Origin of the sequence: Pseudomonas sp. 2VD, from assembly GCF_005503585.1 — a bacterium.
GTDB classification, from domain to species: Bacteria; Pseudomonadota; Gammaproteobacteria; order Pseudomonadales; family Pseudomonadaceae; genus Pseudomonas; species Pseudomonas aeruginosa.
The window spans coordinates 18,040-37,638 of sequence record NZ_SCND01000014.1 but is presented as its reverse complement, the minus strand read 5'-3'; the positions used below and the strand labels follow the sequence as shown (position 1 = coordinate 37,638).

Here is a 19,599-nt window from a genome sequence, read left to right as displayed (position 1 = left end):
GTACCGGCGTTGTGCCTGGAGCGCGTGGTCTCGCGCGACGCCGGGCGGGTGCACGCCGACCTGCCCGAAGCCCGGATCAGCGCCGACCCGGATGAGGCCATCGAGGCCGCCGACATCGACCTGGTGGTCATCGCCTCGCCCAACGCCACCCACGCCAGCCTCGCCGAACGGGCCTTGCGCGCCGGCAAGCACGTGGTGGTGGACAAGCCGTTCACCGTCACCCTGGCCGAAGCCCGGCGCCTCGCCGACCTCGCCCGCGAACGGCCTGGGCAGGTCCTCTCGGTGTTCCAGAACCGGCGCTTCGACAGCGACTTCCTCGCCGTGGAGGCCGCCCTGCAGGCCGGCAGCATCGGCCCGGTGCGCTACTTCGAATCGGCCATCGAGCGCTTCCGTCCGCAGGTCCGCGACCGCTGGCGCGAACACGACCTGCCCGGCTCCGGGCTGTGGTTCGACCTCGGCCCGCACCTGCTCGACCAGGCACTGTGCCTGTTCGGCATACCGCAGCGTATGCACGGACACCTGCGCCGGCTGCGCGAGGGCGCGCTGACCGACGACTGGTTCGAGGTCCTGCTCGACTATCCGCACTGCCAGGTGGCGCTGCGCGCCAGCATGCTCGCTGCCAATCCGGCGCCACGCTTCAATGTGCACGGCGACCACGGCAGCCTGCTCAAGGCCGGCGCCGACATCCAGGAAGCGCAACTGCTGCAGGGACTGCACCCCGGTTCCGCCGGCTGGGGCCGCGATCCCGACCTGTTGCAGCATATCGACGGCCAGGGCCTGCGCCAGTCGCTGGTCACCCCGGCTGGCGACCAGAGCCGCTACTACCAGGCGCTGGCCGCCGCCATCCGCGGTCAGTCGCGCAACCCGGTGTCGGCGCAACAGGCCTGCGCGCTGATGGCCCTGCTGGAGTTGGCACGACGCTCCGCCGAGGAAGGCCGGAGCCTGCCGGTGGAGCTGCGCGACGAGGAACGCCAAGCCTGGAACTGAGGCCCGGCAGTCCGGCGGAAACCGCGAGGGGATCGTAAGGCGTTAAAAAACAAAAAAAATTTCTTCGCCGGTGTTGACACTGCCGCGCTAAACCCGTTTAATTGCGCCCCGTTGCCCAGGTAGCTCAGTTGGTAGAGCAGGGGATTGAAAATCCCCGTGTCGGCGGTTCGATTCCGTCCCTGGGCACCATGAACACGACGAAAAGGCTCACCTCCGGGTGGGCCTTTTTGCTTTCCGCCGTTCGCCTAGACGTGCTGCCCGCCGTTGACGTGGATTTCCGCGCCATTCACGTAGGATGCGCCGCTGGTGCAGAGGAAGTAGATCAGCGAAGCGATCTCCTCCGGCCGGCCGAGGCGGTGCAGCGGGATGCTGCGCTCGACGATCTCCTCGGTGCCCGGCGACAGGATCGAGGTGTCGATCTCCCCCGGCGCGATGGCGTTCACCCGCACCCCATGCGGGCCGAAGTCGTGGGCCATCTCGCGGGTCAGCGCGGACAACGCCGCCTTGGAAGTTGCGTAGGCCACCCCGGCGAACGGATGCACCTTCGAGCCGGCGATGGAGGTCACGTTTATCACCGTTCCCTGCGCCGCCTTCAGCTCGGCGAACAGGCCGCGCGCCAGCAGCGCGGTGGAGAACAGGTTGACGTTGAACACCCGCAGCCAGGTGGCGTAGTCGGTTTCCAGCACACCGAGGCGCTCGCCGCCTTCGCCCTTGGGCGAGATGCCGGCATTGTCCACCAGCGCGTGGAGCCGGCCGTCGCCGAGCTTCTCGCGGATCAGTTCCAGGCTGGCCTCGACGCCGGGAATGTCCTCCAGGTCCAGGTGGATGTGGTTTTCCTCGCCGTCCGCCCAGGGACATTCGCTGGCCCAGCTCTGCCGCGACGCGGTGAACACCCGCCAACCCGCGGCATTGAAGTACTTCACCGTGGCATGCCCGATACCGCGGCTCGCCCCGGTCAGCAACAGGGTCTTTCTCTCCGCCATACGCCCTCCGTGAAGGCCTGCTGGAATGAACGCGACTCGCACAGCCTACAAGGAATGACGAATCGCCGCGGCGGATCTTTCGCCCATCCCGGCGAACGGCCGAGCGTGAGCCAGGCAGTGCCGATAGACTAGGCGGACCTTGTCCGGACCCCCGATCGATGCTGAAGAAAAGCTTCAACTCCCTGCTCACCACCTGGCTCGCCGGCCTGCTGGTGATGCTGCCGCTGGTACTCACCGTAGCCTTGCTGGCCTGGGTGGTCAGCTTGCTGAACCGCTTCGTCGGTCCATCCAGCCTGATCGGTCGCGGCTTCGCCGCCATCGGCCAGCCGCTCGCCGGCGATTCGCCACTGGCCTACCTGCTCGGTACCGCGCTACTGCTGGTAGCCATCTACCTGCTTGGCCTCGGCGTACAGCTAGGCCTGAAGCGGCCGCTGGCCAACCTGTTCGACCTGACCCTGCGGCGCACCCCGCTGATCGGCAACCTGTACAACCTGGCCGACCGTTTCGTCGGCCTGCTGGACAAGAAGCAGGACGCCGACATCGCCGCGATGAGTCCGGTGTGGTGTTTCTTCGGCGGCGACGGCGCCGCCGTGCTGGCGCTGATGCCCAACCCCGAAGCGGTGGAACTGGACGGCCGCGCGCACTACGCGATCCTGGTGCCGACCGCGCCGATCCCGGTGGGCGGCGGCCTGCTCTACGTTCCGGTGGAATGGGTGAAACCGGCACAGATCGGCATGGACACCTTCACCAGCATCTATGTGTCGATGGGCATCACCCCACCGCCGCCGCTGGCCGCCGCCAAGGTGCTGGCGGAGCCGCGCGCGGAGCAGCCGCCGGCGGCTCCATAGGCGGTCCTGCGTGCCCGGGAACGGGGCGCGCACCGACCTCCAGGCTCTGCTTCAGGTCAGGGTTCGCCAGGAGTTTTCTTCGAAAGCCGACAGTTTTGTTCCTACGCGACAGCGCACTGCAGCGATGCGACAAGATGCCGCCAACCCCGCTCCAGAGGCACGCAGCCTGCTTGGCTCCGGTTGAAGCGCTGTGCTAGCTTGCCTTCGCCAGGAAGGCCCTTCCAATCCGAATAACAAGAGGAAAATCCATGGCCGAGGCCACCCCCGCACTGGAAATCCGTAACCTGCACAAGCGCTACGGCGACCTCGAAGTGCTCAAGGGCATCTCCCTCACCGCCCGCGACGGCGACGTGATCTCCATCCTCGGATCGTCCGGCTCGGGCAAATCCACCTTCCTGCGCTGCATCAACCTGCTGGAGAATCCGCACCAGGGCCAGATCCTGGTCTCCGGCGAAGAGCTGCGCCTGAAGAAGAGCAAGAACGGCGACCTGGTCGCCGCCGACAGCCAGCAGATCAACCGGCTGCGCAGCGAACTCGGTTTCGTCTTCCAGAATTTCAACCTGTGGCCGCACATGAGCATCCTCGACAACGTGATCGAGGCGCCACGTCGCGTACTGGGCAAGAGCAAGGCCGAAGCGATCGAGATCGCCGAGGGCCTGCTGGCCAAGGTCGGTATCGCCGACAAGCGCCACAGCTATCCCGCGCAACTTTCCGGCGGCCAGCAGCAACGCGCGGCCATCGCCCGGACCCTGGCCATGCAACCCAAGGTGATCCTGTTCGACGAGCCCACCTCGGCGCTCGACCCGGAAATGGTACAGGAAGTGCTTAACGTGATCCGTGCGCTCGCCGAAGAGGGCCGGACCATGCTGCTGGTCACCCACGAAATGAGCTTCGCCCGCCAGGTTTCCAGCGAGGTGGTATTCCTCCACCAGGGCCTGGTAGAAGAGCAGGGAACGCCGCAACAGGTTTTCGAAAACCCCCAGTCGGCGCGCTGCAAACAGTTCATGTCCAGCCACCGCTAACGGAGCAACACCGCATGAAGAACTATAAGAAGATCCTGCTGGCCGCCGCTGCAACCCTGGCCTTCGCCCTCGACGCCAGCGCCGCCGACAAGCTGCGCATCGGCACCGAAGGCGCCTACCCGCCCTTCAACGGCATCGATGCCAGCGGCCAGGCGGTCGGCTTCGACCTCGACATCGGCAAGGCGCTGTGCGCCAAGATGAAGACCGAGTGCGAGGTGGTGACCTCCGACTGGGACGGCATCATCCCGGCGTTGAACGCCAAGAAGTTCGACTTCATCGTCGCGTCCATGTCGATCACCGACGAGCGCAAGCAGGCAGTCGACTTCACCGATCCCTACTACACCAACAAGCTGCAGTTCGTCGCGCCGAAGAGCGTCGACTTCAAGACCGACAAGGACTCCCTGAAGGGCAAGGTGATCGGCGCCCAGCGCGCCACCATCGCCGGCACCTGGCTGGAAGACAACATGGCCGACGTGGTCACCATCAAGCTCTACGACACCCAGGAGAACGCCTACCTCGACCTCTCCTCGGGGCGCCTGGACGGCGTGCTGGCCGACAAGTTCGTGCAGTACGACTGGCTGAAGAGCGACGCCGGCAAGGAGTTCGAGTTCAAGGGCGAACCGGTGTTCGACAACGACAAGATCGGTATCGCCGTGCGCAAGGGCGACCCGCTGCGCGAGAAGCTCAACGCCGCGCTGAAGGAAATCGTCGCCGACGGTACCTACAAGAAGATCAACGACAAGTACTTCCCCTTCAGCATCTATTGATGCCAAGCCAGGCCACCGCCGGGCGCGTCCCGGCGGTGGCCGCCTTCAGGCCTGACTTCTCATGATTCTCGACCTGCATGGGTTCGGCGACCAACTGCTCGCCGGTACCTGGATGACCCTCAAGCTGTCGCTGGCGGCGGTCTGCGTGGGGCTGTTGCTCGGCCTCCTCGGCGCCATCGCGAAGACTTCGAAGTACGCGGCCCTGCGCTTCCTCGGCGGCACCTACACCACCATCGTCCGTGGCGTGCCGGAAACGCTCTGGGTACTGATGATCTATTTCGGCACGGTGAGCGGCCTGAACGCCCTCGGCGACCTTTTCGGCAAGCCGGACCTGGCACTCTCGCCGTTCGCCGCCGGCACCCTGGCCCTCGGCCTGTGCTTCGGCGCCTACGCCACCGAGGTGTTCCGCGGCGCGCTGTTGTCCATTCCGCGCGGCCATCGCGAGGCCGGCCAGGCGCTCGGCCTGTCGCCCGGACGGATCTTCTGGCGCATCGTCCTGCCGCAGATCTGGCGGGTCGCCCTGCCCGGCCTCGGCAACCTGTACCTGATCCTGCTGAAGGACACCGCGCTGGTGTCGCTGATCACCCTCGACGAGATCATGCGCAAGGCGCAGGTCGCCTCCAACGCGACCAAGGAACCCTTCACCTTCTACATGACCGCGGCCGCCATCTACCTGAGCCTCACGGTCGTCATCATGGTCGCCCTGCACTTCCTCGAACGTCGCGCCGGCCGTGGTTTCGTGAGGAACGAGCTATGAGCGAGTGGGAGCTGATCCTCAAGTGGATGCCGAAGATGCTCCAGGGCGCGGCGCTGACCCTGGAGCTGCTGGCGATCGCGGTGGTCGCCGGGCTCGCCCTGGCCCTGCCGCTGGGCATCGCCCGCGCCTCGCGGCACTGGTACGTGCGCGCGGTGCCGTACGCCTACATCTTCTTCTTCCGCGGCACGCCGCTGCTGCTGCAACTGTTCATCGTCTACTACGGCCTGGCGCAGTTCGAGGAAGTGCGCAAGAGCGCCTTCTGGCCCTACCTGCGCGATCCGTACTGGTGCGCGCTGCTGACCATGACCCTGCACACCGCCGCCTATATCGCCGAGATCCTCCGCGGCGCGATCCACTCGGTGCCGGTCGGCGAGGTGGAGGCCGCCCGCGCCCTCGGCATGTCGCGGCGCCAGGCGCTCTGGCACATCATCCTGCCGCGCGCGGTGCGCATCGGCCTGCCGGCCTACAGCAACGAAGTGATCCTGATGCTCAAGGCCAGCGCGGTGGTCTACACCGTGACCCTGTTCGACATCATGGGCATGGCCCGGACCATCATCGCCCGCACCTACGAATCGATGCTGTTCTTCTGCCTGGCCGGCGCGCTGTACCTGGTGATCACCATCGTGCTGACGCGGATCTTCCGCCTGATCGAACGCTGGTTGCGGGTCGACGCCACCCAGGGCCGCTGAGCGGGCGCTTTCCGATGCCTGCGGGGCGGCTATAATCGCCGCCCCGTTTTCCCGCTGCCGCTCGCATCGTGTCCGAAACCTTCCCGTTCCTCACTGGCGACGCCCTGTCGCAGCGCTTCCTCGCGCTGGACGCGTTCCTCCTCGAACACCAGCGGCTCTGGCGACCCCGCCCGTTCAGCGAACCGACCCTGGCATGGGAAGCCGAACACGCCGAGCTGGCGTCCTGGCTGCGCGGGCGCAGCCTCGAACAGGCCGACGCGGAGCACAACCAGCCCACCCGCCTGGCCGCGCCCGCGCCTTATCCGCAGCTCGCCGCCCAGGCCGCAGCGCTGGGCGCGGTCGGCGAACTGCCATTGGCGGAACGCCCGCAGGCACCGAACCGCTTCAATGTCGACGTACCGGGACGCAAGTGGCAGCAGATCGGCCTGTTCGCCGGGCGCCTGCAGTTCGCCCGGCCGGTCGTCCACTGGCTCGACTGGTGCTCCGGCAAGGGCCATCTGGGCCGCCTGCTGGCCCATGCGGGGCAACCGCTGACCTGCCTCGAACACGATCCCGCGCTGGTCGCCGACGGACAGCGCCTGAGCGACCGCCTGGGGCTCTCCGCCCACCACCTCCGCCAGGATGTGCTGGCCGTGGACTGCGCCGAGCGCCTGCTTCCCGGGCATACGCCAGTGGCCCTGCACGCTTGCGGCGAACTGCACCTGCGCCTGCTGCGCCTGGCCAGCCAGGCCGGCTGTCGCCAACTGGCGGTGGCGCCATGCTGCTACAACCGCATTCCGGGGCCTTTCTACCAGCCACTCTCGCAAGCAGCAGGCCGATCGCTGCTCGCGCTATCGCTCGACGACCTGCGCCTGCCCCTGAGCGAGACAGTCACCGCCAGCCAACGGGTCCGTCGCCAGCGCGACCAGTCGATGGCCCGGCGCCTGGGTTTCGACCTGCTGCAGCGCGAGCTACGCGGAATCGACCAGTACCTCAGTGTGCCTTCCCTTCCGGTGGCCTGGCTGGAACGTCCATACGCCGACTACTGTCGCGAACTCGCCGCCCTCAAGGGACTTCCCGAACCGGCCGCGCGCGACTGGCAGGCGCTGGAAGCGGCCGGCTGGAAGCGCCTGGCGATGGTTCGCAACCTGGAACTGGTGCGCGCCCTGTTCCGCCGCCCGCTGGAACTCTGGCTGCTGCTGGACCGCTGCCTGTATCTGGTCGAACAGGGCTATAGCGTCCGCCTGGGCGAGTTCTGTCCGACCTCCCTGTCTCCGCGAAACCTGCTGATCCTTGCGGAGCGCAGCTGATACGGGTGTTCCGGATGGTTGCCCACACAACCTGTGGATAAGTCTGGTGACAAGTTCTGGGAAACATCTGCCGAGGGGCCCGTATCCAGGGGCGGGCAATGCTGTTCAAAAAATGAACAGAAAAAATAAAATCCATATAAAACAATATCTTGATAACAACCGAAATAACCGCAGCGACTCTTAGAGCGTTTCCTTCCTATCCCTTGCCCGCTTGTGCATAAGCCTGGCTTTCCGGTTAATCCGAAAGTGGACTTCGGCACCGGCAATAGTTGCAAAACGGCATCGCATGACGTTCGAAGGAACGGATTGTTCTTTTATTGCAACGGTTGACCTCTTGTTAATCGCTGCCTAGGCAGTATTATTTTGAAACACTTTCCCTGCCTAGACAGCGATCCCCCATGGGCCACTACAGCGCTTCCGACTTTCCCTTCAAGGGCTCCATTGGCCAGCTCATCGGCGTCAGTGCCGCGACCAAGGACCGCATCCTCGAGAAGCACCTAGCCGCGCTGGACATAACCGCCGCCCAGTTCAAGGTGCTGATCTTCGTCGGTCTCAACCGTGCCAACAGTCCGGTCGAACTGTGTCGCGAGCTGTCGGTGGACAGCGGCTCGATGACTCGCATGCTGGCGCGCCTGGAGAAAAAAGGGCTGCTGCTGCGTGGTCGCTGTCCCGAAGACCGCCGTTGCCTGCGCCTGGATCTCAGCGAAGCGGGACGGAAGGTCCAGGAGCAGCTTCCTCTGATCGCCTCGGCGGCGATGAACGAGCTGGTCGCCTGCCTGAGCACGGAAGAATTGCAGACGCTGACCCATCTGCTGACCAAGGTTCTGCTACACGCCGGCTGCCCGCGGGCCAGCCTGCAGGAGTCCTGATCCATGCCGTTCCCTCCTCTCCATCTCTGGCCGCAGCGATTGGTGCTGGCCTCGGCGATACTGCTGGCCGCCGGCTGCGTCACTTCCGAAGGCCTGGAACCGAACGCCCGACTGCAACCGGCAGGCGCCCTCCAGGCGGGCAGGAGCCTGGACGGCGTAGCCCTTTCGCCAGCGGCCTGGCCGCGCCAGGACTGGTGGACCGGGCTCGGCGACCGGCAGCTCGACCAACTGATCGGCGAAGCCCTGCAAGGCACCCCCGACCTGCAGATCGCCGAGGCGCGTGCGCGCCAGGCGGCGGCAACGGCCCAGGCGCAAGATGCCGCGCGCCAGCCGACGCTGGACGCCAAGGCCAGCTACTCCGGCATCCGCGCGCCGACCAGCGTGGCCCCGGCACCACTCGGCGGCCGCTATTCGGCGATCAAGTACCTGTCGCTCGGCTTCAACTACGACTTCGACCTCTGGGGCGGCGAGCGCGCCGCCTGGGAAGCCGCCCTCGGCCAGGCCAATGCCGCCCGGATCGACAGCCAGGCCGCGCGCATCGGCCTCTCGGCAAGCATCGCCCGCGCCTACAGCGACCTCGCCCACGCCTTTACCGTGCGCGATCTCGCCGAGGAAGAACTGAAGCGCTCGCAGCGCATGACCGAGCTGAGCCAGAAGCGCATGAGCGCCGGGCTCGACAGCAAGGTCCAGCTGCAACAGACGCAGACCCAGCTGGCTACCGCCCGCCAGCAGCTCAGCGCCGCCGAGCAGGACATCGCCAGCGCCCGCATCGCCCTCGCCGTGCTGCTGGGCAAGGGGCCCGATCGCGGTCTCGAACTGCAGCGCCCGCAACCGCTGAACCCGGCCAGCCTGAGCCTGCCCTCGGTGCTCCCGGCGGAACTGCTCGGCCGCCGCGCCGACATCGTTGCCGCGCGCTGGCGGGTCGAGGCGGCGCGCCGCAACATCGACTCGGCGAAGACCGAGTTCTATCCCAACCTCAATCTCGGCGCGATGGCCGGCCTCGCCGCCCTGCACACCAGCGACGTGTTGCAGGCGCCGAGCCGCTTCTTCCAGGTGGCGCCGGCGATCTCCCTGCCGATCTTCGACGGTGGCCGCCGCCGCGCCAACCTGGCCGAACGCGACGCCGACTACGACCTGGCCGTCGGCCAGTACAACAAGACGCTGGTCCAGGCCCTCGGCGAGGTCAGCGACGACCTCGGCAAGTTGCGCTCCCTGGAGCAGCAGGTGATCGACCAGCGCCAGGCCCGCAATATCGCCAGGTCCAACTTCGACCTGGCCATGCGTCGCTACGGCGAAGGCGTCGGCAGCTACCTCGACGCCCTCAGCGTGCAACAGCAACTGCTGGTCGCCGAACGCCAGCTGGCCAGCCTGGAGAGCCAGCAGATCGATCTTTCCGTCCAGCTGGTCCAGGCCCTGGGCGGCGGTTTCCAACCCGATTCCCGCTCCGCTGCGCTCGCTACCGCGAAAGCGCCGGCAGAATGAACGAGGCACCCACCATGACTACCGCCAACAGCGAAACCCCCGCCGGCAACCCGAAGCGCAAGCGCTGGTTGCTGATCCTGCTCGCCGTGATCGTCCTCGCCACCCTGGCCAGCGTGGCCTGGGAGTTCTTCTACGGCCGCTGGCACGAGGACACCGACGACGCCTACATCAACGGCAACGTGGTACAGATCACCCCGCAGATCGTCGGCACCGTGGTCAGCATCGGCGCCGACGACGGCGACCTGGTGCGCAAGGGCCAGGAACTGGTCAGGTTCGATCCCAGCGACGCCGACATCGCCCTCCAGCGCGCCGAGGCCAACCTGGCCCACACCGTGCGCCAGGTACGCGGGCTGTTCAGCAACGTCGACGGCTATCGCGCCGAGGTCGCCACCCGCAAGGTCGCGCTGGCCAAGGCCGAGGCCGACTACAAGCGGCGCAAGAACCTCGCCGACGACGGCGCCATTTCCCAGGAGGAACTGGCCCACGCCCGCGACGCCCTGGACAGCGCGAAAGCCTCGCTGACCAGCTCGGAACAGCAGTTGAACACCAATCGAGCGCTGGTCGACGACACCCAGATCACCTCCCATCCGGACGTCAAGGCCGCCGCCGCGCAACTGCGCCAGGCCTACCTGGACGACGCCCGTTCGACCATCGTCGCGCCGGTCACCGGCTACGTCGCCAAGCGCAGCGTACAGGTCGGCCAGCGCGTGCAACCGGGCAATGCGCTGATGGCCGTGGTCCCGCTGGACCAGATCTGGATCGACGCCAACTTCAAGGAAACCCAGCTCAAGCACATGCGTATCGGCCAGCCGGTGGAGATCCGCTCCGACCTCTACGGCAGCGACGTGCGCTACAGCGGCACCGTCGACAGCCTCGGCGTGGGCACCGGCAGCGCGTTCTCCCTGCTGCCGGCGCAGAACGCCACCGGCAACTGGATCAAGATCGTCCAGCGGGTGCCGGTGCGCATCCATATCGATCCGCAAGAATTGCAGAAGCATCCGCTGCGCATCGGCCTGTCGATGGACGTCAAGGTCGACCTGCATGACCAGAGCGGCCCGGCCCTGGCCCAGCAGCCACCGCGCGAAGCGCTGTTCTCCACCGATGTCTACCAGCAGCAACTGGCCTCGGCCGACAAGCTGATCGAACGCCTGATCGAAGCCAACCTCGCCGAAGACCACGGCAAGACCGCCCAGCGTTGAGCCTGCCAGCATGAGCGAAAGCAGCAGCTTCTCCCCGCCCAGCCTGGTGATGGCGACCATCGGCCTGTCCCTGGCGACTTTCATGCAGGTGCTCGACACCACCATCGCCAACGTCGCCCTGCCGACCATCTCCGGCAACCTCGGGGTAAGTTCGGAACAGGGCACCTGGGTGATCACCTCGTTCGCCGTGAGCAACGCCATCGCCCTGCCGCTGACCGGCTGGCTGGCCCGGCGGGTCGGCGAGGTGCGCCTGTTCATCGCCGCCGCGCTGCTGTTCGTACTCGCCTCGTTCCTCTGCGGCATCGCCCAGTCGATGCCTTCCCTGGTTGGCTTCCGCGCCTTGCAGGGCTTCGTCGCCGGGCCGCTGTATCCGATCACCCAGACCCTGCTGATCTCCATCTACCCACCGGCGAAGCGCGGCATGGCCCTGGCCCTGCTGGCGATGGTCACGGTGGTGGCGCCGATCGCCGGGCCGATCCTCGGCGGCTGGATCACCGACGACTACAGCTGGCCGTGGATCTTCTTCATCAACGTGCCGGTCGGCCTGTTCGCCGCCTTCGTCGTCTACCAGCAACTGAAGGCACGCCCGGTGGTGATCAAGAAGGCGCCGATGGACTACGTCGGCCTGATCGCCCTGGTGATCGGCGTCGGCGCCCTGCAGATCGTCCTCGACAAGGGCAACGACCTGGACTGGTTCGAGTCGAACTTCATCGTCGGCGGCGCGCTGATCGCGGCGATCGCCCTGGCCTTCTTCATCATCTGGGAATTCACCGACCGCCATCCGATCGTCAACCTGCGCCTGTTCGCCCACCGCAACTTCGCCGCCGGCACCCTGGCGCTGGTGCTGGGCTATGCCGCGTTCTTCGGCATCAACCTGCTGCTCCCGCAATGGCTACAGACCCAGATGGGCTACACCGCCACCTGGGCCGGGCTGGCCGCCGCGCCAATCGGCATCCTCCCGGTGTTCCTCTCGCCGCTGGTCGGCCGCTACGCCAACCATTTCGACCTGCGCATGCTCGCCGGCCTGTCGTTCCTGGCGATGGCCATCACCTGCTTCATGCGCGCCAACTTCACCACCGAGGTCGACTACCAGCATATCGCCATCGTGCAGTTGATCATGGGGCTCGGCGTGGCATTCTTCTTCATGCCGATCCTGAGCATCCTGCTCTCCGACCTGCCCCCCGACCAGATCGCCGACGGCTCCGGCCTGGCCACCTTCCTGCGCACCCTCGGCGGCAGCTTCGCCGCCTCGCTGACCACCTGGATCTGGAACCGCCGCGCCACCCAACACCACGCCTATCTCAGCGAAAACATCAGTCTCTACGACCCGGCCACCCACGAAACCCTCGCCCAGCTCGGCGGCAACACCCAGGCGAACGCGGCGCTGCTCGACAGGATGGTGCAGAGCCAGGCCTACATGATGTCCACCATCGACTACTTCACCATGCTCGGCTGGCTGTTCCTCGCCCTGCTGGTGATCATCTGGCTGGCCCGCCCGCCGTTCGGCGCCAAGCCCGGCGCGGCCGCCTCCGGGCACTGAGGACGAACGGCATTCGGGCAGGAAAATCAGTGGTTTACTCCTGGCGGCGGCTGGCTATAATGTCGCCCTCTTCGCCGGTATAGCTCAGCTGGTAGAGCAACTGACTTGTAATCAGTAGGTCCCGGGTTCGACTCCTGGTGCCGGCACCACGAATCCCCGAAAAGCCCCGCCTCGCGCGGGGCTTTTTTGTTTTATCCTCCTACCTGCCGCCCGATGATGGCACTTCGCATAGAATGCCGGGTCAGATGCACCTACCAGATCTGGGGTTGGCAGGATCGCCATTTTTCCCGTACTAATCGTCGTCTTCACGATCGATTGGTACACCTTGGCGGGACGTGTCGAAGCAGCCCTACGGACAACCACTGCTTGAACAAGGTATGACTCATGACGATTCTCGTGACCGGCAGCGCCGGCTTCATCGGCGCCAATTTCGTGCTCGACTGGCTGGCCCTGCATGACGAGCCGGTGGTCAGCCTCGACAAGCTCACCTACGCCGGCAACCGGCAGAACCTCGCCAGCCTCGACGGCGACGCCCGGCACACCTTCGTCGCCGGCGATATCGGCGATAGCCAGCTGGTAGCCCGCCTGCTCGCCGAGCACCAACCGCGGGCGATCCTCAACTTCGCCGCGGAATCCCATGTGGACCGCTCGATCCACGGCCCCGAGGACTTCATCCAGACCAACATCGTCGGCACCTTCCGCCTGCTGGAAGAAGTGCGCGCCTACTGGGGCGCGCTGGAGCCGGAAGCGAAGGCGGCATTCCGCTTCCTCCACGTCTCCACCGACGAAGTCTATGGCTCGCTGGCACCGAGCGATCCGGCCTTCACCGAGAACAACCGCTACGAGCCGAACAGTCCCTACTCGGCGTCCAAGGCGGCCTCCGACCACCTGGTGCGGGCCTATCACCACACCTACGGGCTGCCGGTGCTGACCACCAACTGCTCGAACAACTACGGCCCCTACCACTTCCCGGAAAAGCTCATCCCACTGGTGATCCACAACGCCCTGGCCGGCAAGCCGCTGCCGATCTACGGCGACGGCCAGCAGATCCGCGACTGGCTCTACGTCAAGGACCATTGCAGCGCCATCCGCCGGGTCCTCGAAGCCGGGCAACTGGGCGAGACCTACAATGTCGGCGGCTGGAACGAAAAGGCCAACCTCGACGTGGTCGAGACCCTCTGCGCCATCCTCGACCAGGAGCAGCCGCGCGCCGACGGCCGCAGCTACCGCGAGCAGATCACCTTCGTCAAGGATCGTCCGGGCCACGATCGCCGCTACGCCATCGATGCCACGCGCCTGGAGCGCGAGCTGGGCTGGAAGCCGGCGGAAACCTTCGAGACCGGCATCCGCAAGACCGTGCGCTGGTACCTGGACAACCAGGACTGGGTGGCCAACGTAACCAGCGGTGCCTACCGCGAGTGGGTGGGTAAGCAGTACGCATGAACCGGATCCTTCTCCTCGGCGCCAACGGCCAGGTCGGCTGGGAGCTGCAGCGCGCCCTGGCGCCACTGGGCGAACTGCTGGTCTGCGACCGCCGGCGCGCCGATCTCGCCGACCCCGAAGGCCTGGCGCGACTGGTTCGCGCCGAGCGGCCGCAGTTCATCGTCAACGCCGGCGCCTACACCGCGGTGGACAAGGCCGAGAGCGATGCCGACAACGCCCGCCTGATCAATGCCTGCGCCGTCGCGGTACTGGCCGAGGAGGCCGCGGCCTGCGGCGCCTGGCTGGTGCATTACTCCACCGACTACGTGTTCGACGGCGCGGGCAGCGCGCCTTTCGCCGAGGACGCGCCGACCGGCCCGCTGAGCGTCTACGGGCAGACCAAGCTGGAAGGCGAGCAGGCCATCCGCGCCAGCGGCTGCCGCCACCTGATCTTCCGCACCAGTTGGGTCTACGCCGCGCGCGGCGGGAACTTCGCCAAGACCATGCTGCGCCTGGCCGGGCAACGCGACGAACTCAAGGTCGTGGCCGACCAGTTCGGCGCGCCGACCAGCGCCGAGCTGATCGCCGACGTCACCGCCCAGGCCCTGCAGCGCCTGCGCTGGGACGCCGAGCTGGCAGCACGGGCCAGCGGCACCTACCACCTGGTCGCCAGCGGCGAGACGTCCTGGCACCTCTATGCGCGCTTCGTCATCGAACAGGCTCTGGAGCGGGGCTGGGAGTTGCAGGCGACGCCGCAGCGGGTCCTGCCGATTGCCACCGAGGATTACCCGGTGCCGGCGAAGCGTCCGGCCAATTCGCGCCTCGACAACCGCAAGCTGCAACAGGTCTTCGGTCTGGTACTGCCCGACTGGCGCTACCATGCCGGACGCATGATCCAGGAACTGAGCGAACAGGGACCACTATGAAACGCAAGGGCATCATCCTCGCCGGAGGCTCGGGCACCCGCCTGCACCCGGCAACGCTGGCCATCTCCAAGCAGCTGCTGCCGGTGTACGACAAGCCGATGATCTACTACCCGCTCAGTACCCTGATGCTGGCGGGCATCCGCGAGATACTGATCATCTCGACCCCACAGGACACCCCACGCTTCCAGCAGTTGCTGGGCGACGGTTCGAACTGGGGCCTGGACCTGCAATATGCCGTGCAACCGTCGCCGGACGGCCTGGCCCAGGCCTTCCTGATCGGCGAGTCGTTCATCGGCGACGACCTCAGCGCGCTGGTCCTGGGCGACAACCTCTATTACGGCCACGACTTCCACGAGTTGCTCGGCAGCGCTTCGCAGCGCCAGACCGGCGCCAGCGTCTTCGCCTACCACGTGCTGGACCCGGAGCGCTACGGCGTGGTCGAGTTCGACCAGGGCGGCAAGGCCATCAGCCTGGAAGAGAAGCCACTGAAGCCGAAGTCGAACTACGCGGTCACCGGCCTGTATTTCTACGACCAGCAGGTGGTGGACATCGCCAGGGACCTGAAGCCTTCGCCGCGCGGCGAGCTGGAGATCACCGACGTCAACCGCGCCTACCTGGAGCGCGGCCAGCTCAGCGTGGAGATCATGGGCCGCGGCTACGCCTGGCTGGATACCGGCACCCACGATTCGCTGCTCGAGGCCGGCCAGTTCATCGCCACCCTGGAGAACCGCCAGGGTCTCAAGGTGGCCTGCCCGGAAGAGATCGCCTACCGGCAGAAGTGGATCGACGCCGCGCAACTGGAAAAACTCGCCGCGCCGCTGGCCAAGAACGGCTACGGCCAATACCTCAAGCGCCTGCTGACTGGAACCGTGTACTGATGAAAGCGACCCGCCTGGCAATCCCCGACGTCATCCTCTTCGAACCCCGGGTGTTCGGCGACGATCGCGGATTCTTCTTCGAAAGCTACAACCAGCGCGCCTTCGAGGAGGCCTGCGGTCATCCGGTCAGCTTCGTCCAGGACAACCATTCGCGTTCCGCCCGTGGCGTCCTCCGCGGCCTGCACTACCAGATCCGGCAAGCCCAGGGAAAACTGGTGCGCGCCACCCTCGGCGAGGTATTCGACGTGGCCGTCGACCTGCGTCGCGGCTCGCCGACCTTCGGCCACTGGGTAGGCGAACGCCTGAGCGCGGAGAACAAGCGCCAGATGTGGATTCCGGCCGGCTTCGCGCACGGCTTCGTGGTGCTCAGCGAATACGCCGAGTTCCTCTACAAGACCACCGACTTCTGGGCGCCGGAACACGAACGCTGCATCGTCTGGAACGATCCCGAGCTGAAGATCGACTGGCCGCTGCAGGATGCCCCCCTGCTTTCGGAGAAGGACCGCCAGGGCAAGTCATTCGCCGACGCCGACTGCTTCCCCTGAACGGCAGGGAGCGACCGGACTCGGCGCAAGGCGTGATAATTTAGGGCATCCCGTCCGGGATGCCCCGGATACTCGCAGCCACGACAGGTTCGTTCGTCTTGAAAGCCTATTTCCATCGCTGGCGCTCGCTGGTCATCCTCGCCCTGCTTCTCGCGCCGCTGCTCTGGCCCCTGCAATATTTCGCCGAGCGCTACTACAGCGAGCAGTTGGCCGAGCAGAACCGCCAGACGCTCGACCTCTACGTCGCCAACCTGCTCGGCACGCTGCGCCGCTACGAAGAACTGCCGCAGATCCTCGGCGGCCTGCCGGTGCTGCGCCAGGCCCTGCAACAACCTGGCGACCCGCTGCTGCAGAAGATCGCCAACGAGGCGCTGGCCGACATCCGCCGACGCACCGGCGCCGACGTGATCTACCTGCTGCAACCGGACGGCACTACCCAGGTCGCCTCCAACTGGGCCCAGGCGGACAGTTTCGTCCACCGCAACTTCGCCTTCCGCCCCTATTATCGCGAGGCCATGCAGGGCCGCCTGGCGCGCTTCTTCGGCCTGGGCACCACCTCGATCAAGCGCGGCTACTACTTCGCCAGTGCGGTGAAGGAAGGCTCGCGGATCATCGGCGTGCTGGTGGTGAAGGTCGATCTCGAACACATCGAACGGCTCTGGGGCAATTCCCCGGAGCAACTGCTGGTGATAGACAACTACGGCGTGGTGATCCTCTCCTCGCGCGAGGATTGGCGCTTCCATGCCAGTCGGCCGCTGAGCGCGGCGGAGCGCGACGAGATCCACGCCAACATCCCCTACCCGGTGCAGGACCCGAAGCCCCTGCGCCTGCAGCAGAGCGCCTGGCTCAGCCAGAGCCGGACGCTACCGGAAACCGGCTGGACGGTGAGCATCTACGCCCCCCGCACCCTCATCGAACGGCCGGTGCGCAGCGTCCTGCTGATCGGCGGCGCGACCCTGCTCGCCCTGCTCCTGCTGCTTACCCTGCTGACCCTCAGCCGCCGTCACTACCTGGACCGCATCGCTCTCGAGGCCGAGGCCAAGCGCCAGTTGGAAGAGCGCGTACTGGAACGCACCCGCGAGCTGGAGAACGCCAACGCGCAGTTGCAGCAGGAAGTCCACGAACGCGAGCAGGCCCAGCGCGAGCTGATGCGCGCCCAGGACGAAGTGGTCCAGGCCGGCAAGCTCACGGCCCTCGGCACCATGTCGGCGAGCATCAGCCACGAACTCAACCAGCCGCTGGCGGCGATCCGCAGCTACGCCGACAACGCCCGGGTGCTGCTCGACCACCAGCGCACCGAAGACGCCCGCGGCAATCTCGAGCAGATCAGCGACCTCACCACCCGCATGGCCTCGATCATCGCCCACCTCAAGGCCTATGCCCGCGGTGCGCGCCGGGCGCCGGAGAACGTGCAGTTGCAGCCGGCGATCGAGGACGCCCTGTCGATGCTCGCCAGTCGGCGGCGGGCGATGAACGTCGAACTGTTGCGCGACGTGCCGGACGCCCCGCTGTGGGTCCAGGCCGGCGAGACCCGCTTGCGGCAGATCCTCGGCAACCTGCTCACCAATGCCCTCGACGCGCTCGCCGAGAAAGCTCCGCCGCGGCGCCTGTGGGTGATCGCCAGCCAGGACCAGCACGGCGTGACCCTGACCCTGCGCGACAACGGCCCGGGGTTTTCCGAGGACGCCCTGGCCCACGCCCACGAACCCTTTTTCACCACCAAGACCACCGCCAAAGGGCTCGGCCTCGGCCTGGCCATCTGCGATAACCTATTGCGCGCCCTCGGCGGCCGCCTGGAAATGGGCAACCATCTCGAAGGCGGCGCCGTGGTGCGCCTGCACTTGCTGCCGGGAGTTCCCGGCGTCGCCGCCATGCCCCAGGAGGAAACCCGCGCATGAGTCCCTTCGCGCCATTCGATGCCCAGACCCAGGTCCTGCTGATCGACGACGATCCGCACCTGCGCCAGGCCCTGCGCCAGACGCTCGACCTCGCCGGGCTCAAGGTCGCGACCCTGGACGACGCGCGCCAGCTGGATACCGCGCAGTGCAAGGACTGGCCCGGGGTGGTGGTCAGCGACATCCGCATGCCCGGCATCGATGGCATGGAACTGCTCCGCCAATTGCACGAACAGGACGCCGACCTGCCGGTGATCCTGATCACCGGCCACGGCGACGTGCCGCTGGCGGTCCAGGCCATGCGCGGCGGCGCCTATGACTTCCTGGAAAAGCCCTTCCCCAGCGACGCCCTGCTCGACAGCGTGCGCCGCGCCCTGGAGGTGCGCCGGCTGGTCCTGGAGAACCGCACCCTGCGCCTGGCCCTGGCCGAACGCCACGAGCTGCATGGGCGCCTGATCGGACGCTCGGCCGGCATGCAGCGCCTGCGCGAGCAGGTCGGCTCGCTGGCGGCGATCCAGGCCGACGTGCTGGTCCTTGGCGAAACCGGCGCCGGCAAGGAGGTGGTCGCGCGGGCCCTGCATGACCTGTCGAGCCGACGCGACGGACCGTTCGTCGCGATCAACGCCGGCGCCCTCGCCGAATCGGTGGTGGAAAGCGAACTGTTCGGTCACGAGGCCGGCGCCTTCACCGGCGCGCAGAAGCGCCGCATCGGCAAGTTCGAGTACGCCAATGGCGGCACCCTGTTCCTCGACGAGATCGAGAGCATGAGCCTGGACGTGCAGGTCAAGCTGTTGCGCCTGCTGCAGGAACGGGTAGTCGAGCGGCTCGGCTCCAACCAGTTGATCCCGCTGGATATCCGCATCATCGCGGCAACCAAGGAAGACCTGCGCCAGGCCGCCGACCAGGGCCGCTTCCGCGCCGACCTCTATTACCGCCTCAACGTCGCCAGCCTGCGCATTCCACCGCTGCGCGAGCGCGGCGAAGACATCCCGCTGCTGTTCCGCCATTTCGCCGAAGCCGGCGCCATGCGTCATGGCCTGACGCCACGCGAACTGGACGCCGGCCAGTCGGCGCGGCTGCTGGCCTACGACTGGCCGGGCAACGTGCGCGAATTGCAGAACGCCGCCGAGCGCTTCGCCCTGGGTCTCGGCCTGAGCCTGGACGACGGAGTCCTGCCCGACGCCGCCGACGAGCCGCACAACCTCAGCGCCAAGGTCGAGGCCTTCGAGCGCTCGCTGATCGCTGCCGAACTGGAACGCCCGCACAATTCGCTGCGCAGCGTCGCCGAGGCCCTCGGTATCCCGCGCAAGACCCTGCACGACAAGCTGCGCAAGCACGGCCTGCCGTTCAATACGCCTGGCGAAAATCCGCCAGATGATGGCGAATGAATGGCGGATTACCGCCAACCGTTCGCCATCCGCGCCCGCAGCATCTCCCCTGCGTACCCTTGCCCGACTGGCACAGGGCTTGCTCACGGCTTCCCGAGCGTTCCAACAAGCAG

At 66.7% G+C, this 19,599-nt stretch carries 18 protein-coding genes and 2 tRNA genes; 19 read left to right on the top strand and 1 reads right to left on the bottom strand.

Annotation, left to right across the window (positions count from 1 at the left end):
- Positions 1-987: oxidoreductase (locus FFS27_RS02950; protein WP_256659433.1), on the top strand; the 987-nt coding region annotated here is incomplete at its 5' end.
- A gap of 113 nt (positions 988-1,100) precedes the next feature.
- Positions 1,101-1,176 (top strand) — tRNA-Phe (locus FFS27_RS02945).
- 56 nt (positions 1,177-1,232) lie between these two features.
- Here the strand turns inward: FFS27_RS02945 and FFS27_RS02940 are convergent.
- Positions 1,233-1,970: an SDR family NAD(P)-dependent oxidoreductase gene (locus tag FFS27_RS02940; protein ID WP_003096148.1), complete on the bottom strand. Its 738-nt coding sequence runs from the start codon at positions 1,968-1,970 to the stop codon at positions 1,233-1,235.
- A gap of 158 nt (positions 1,971-2,128) precedes the next feature.
- Here FFS27_RS02940 and FFS27_RS02935 point away from each other — a divergent pair, with 158 nt between their 5' ends.
- The 17 genes from FFS27_RS02935 (at position 2,129) to dctD (ending at position 19,486) form a co-directional block, all read left to right on the top strand.
- Positions 2,129-2,818 (top strand): DUF502 domain-containing protein, encoded by a 690-nt coding sequence (locus FFS27_RS02935; protein ID WP_003110598.1) that lies wholly within the window; start codon positions 2,129-2,131, stop codon positions 2,816-2,818.
- A 248-nt stretch (positions 2,819-3,066) separates the two neighbouring features.
- Positions 3,067-3,840: an ABC transporter ATP-binding protein gene (locus FFS27_RS02930; RefSeq protein WP_003096153.1), complete on the top strand. Its 774-nt coding sequence runs from the start codon at positions 3,067-3,069 to the stop codon at positions 3,838-3,840.
- 14 nt (positions 3,841-3,854) lie between these two features.
- On the top strand, positions 3,855-4,607 hold the full coding sequence (locus FFS27_RS02925) for an ABC transporter substrate-binding protein (protein WP_003096156.1): 753 nt from the start codon (positions 3,855-3,857) through the stop codon (positions 4,605-4,607).
- Between the two features lie 61 nt (positions 4,608-4,668).
- Entirely contained in the window at positions 4,669-5,364 is a 696-nt protein-coding gene (locus tag FFS27_RS02920; RefSeq protein WP_003110597.1) for an ABC transporter permease, read from the top strand.
- Complete coding sequence (locus tag FFS27_RS02915) at positions 5,361-6,053, top strand: ABC transporter permease (protein WP_003096163.1); 693 nt, start codon at positions 5,361-5,363, stop codon at positions 6,051-6,053. The genes FFS27_RS02920 and FFS27_RS02915 overlap by 4 nt, the downstream gene beginning before the upstream one ends.
- Before the next feature lie 68 nt (positions 6,054-6,121).
- Positions 6,122-7,342 (top strand): methyltransferase, encoded by a 1,221-nt coding sequence (locus FFS27_RS02910; protein WP_021263146.1) that lies wholly within the window; start codon positions 6,122-6,124, stop codon positions 7,340-7,342.
- 398 nt (positions 7,343-7,740) lie between these two features.
- Positions 7,741-8,211 (top strand): MarR family winged helix-turn-helix transcriptional regulator, encoded by a 471-nt coding sequence (locus FFS27_RS02905; RefSeq protein ID WP_003110596.1) that lies wholly within the window; start codon positions 7,741-7,743, stop codon positions 8,209-8,211.
- 3 nt (positions 8,212-8,214) lie between these two features.
- Positions 8,215-9,693, top strand: a complete 1,479-nt coding sequence (locus tag FFS27_RS02900; protein ID WP_009314457.1) for an efflux transporter outer membrane subunit — start codon at positions 8,215-8,217, stop codon at positions 9,691-9,693.
- 14 nt (positions 9,694-9,707) lie between these two features.
- The gene (locus FFS27_RS02895) at positions 9,708-10,892 is read left to right on the top strand and encodes an HlyD family secretion protein (protein WP_003110594.1); all 1,185 of its coding nucleotides are present in this window, start codon (positions 9,708-9,710) and stop codon (positions 10,890-10,892) included.
- A 10-nt stretch (positions 10,893-10,902) separates the two neighbouring features.
- Positions 10,903-12,432, top strand: coding sequence for a DHA2 family efflux MFS transporter permease subunit (locus FFS27_RS02890; protein WP_003096173.1), 1,530 nt, complete (start codon positions 10,903-10,905; stop codon positions 12,430-12,432).
- Positions 12,433-12,505: 73 nt separating this feature from the next.
- Positions 12,506-12,581 (top strand) — tRNA-Thr (locus FFS27_RS02885).
- Positions 12,582-12,816: 235 nt separating this feature from the next.
- On the top strand, positions 12,817-13,875 hold the full coding sequence (gene rfbB, locus FFS27_RS02880) for a dTDP-glucose 4,6-dehydratase (RefSeq protein ID WP_003096179.1): 1,059 nt from the start codon (positions 12,817-12,819) through the stop codon (positions 13,873-13,875).
- The gene (rfbD, locus tag FFS27_RS02875) at positions 13,872-14,780 is read left to right on the top strand and encodes a dTDP-4-dehydrorhamnose reductase (RefSeq protein ID WP_023101701.1); all 909 of its coding nucleotides are present in this window, start codon (positions 13,872-13,874) and stop codon (positions 14,778-14,780) included. The genes rfbB and rfbD overlap by 4 nt, the downstream gene beginning before the upstream one ends.
- Complete coding sequence (gene rfbA, locus FFS27_RS02870) at positions 14,777-15,658, top strand: glucose-1-phosphate thymidylyltransferase RfbA (protein ID WP_016264055.1); 882 nt, start codon at positions 14,777-14,779, stop codon at positions 15,656-15,658. The genes rfbD and rfbA overlap by 4 nt, the downstream gene beginning before the upstream one ends.
- The gene (gene rfbC / locus FFS27_RS02865) at positions 15,658-16,203 is read left to right on the top strand and encodes a dTDP-4-dehydrorhamnose 3,5-epimerase (protein WP_009314461.1); all 546 of its coding nucleotides are present in this window, start codon (positions 15,658-15,660) and stop codon (positions 16,201-16,203) included. The genes rfbA and rfbC overlap by 1 nt, the downstream gene beginning before the upstream one ends.
- 59 nt (positions 16,204-16,262) lie before the next feature.
- On the top strand, positions 16,263-18,101 hold the full coding sequence (dctB, locus tag FFS27_RS02860; protein WP_021264996.1) for a two-component system sensor histidine kinase DctB: 1,839 nt from the start codon (positions 16,263-16,265) through the stop codon (positions 18,099-18,101).
- Positions 18,098-19,486 (top strand): two-component system response regulator DctD, encoded by a 1,389-nt coding sequence (dctD, locus tag FFS27_RS02855; RefSeq protein WP_003096187.1) that lies wholly within the window; start codon positions 18,098-18,100, stop codon positions 19,484-19,486. The genes dctB and dctD overlap by 4 nt, the downstream gene beginning before the upstream one ends.
- Positions 19,487-19,599: the final 113 nt, after the last annotated feature.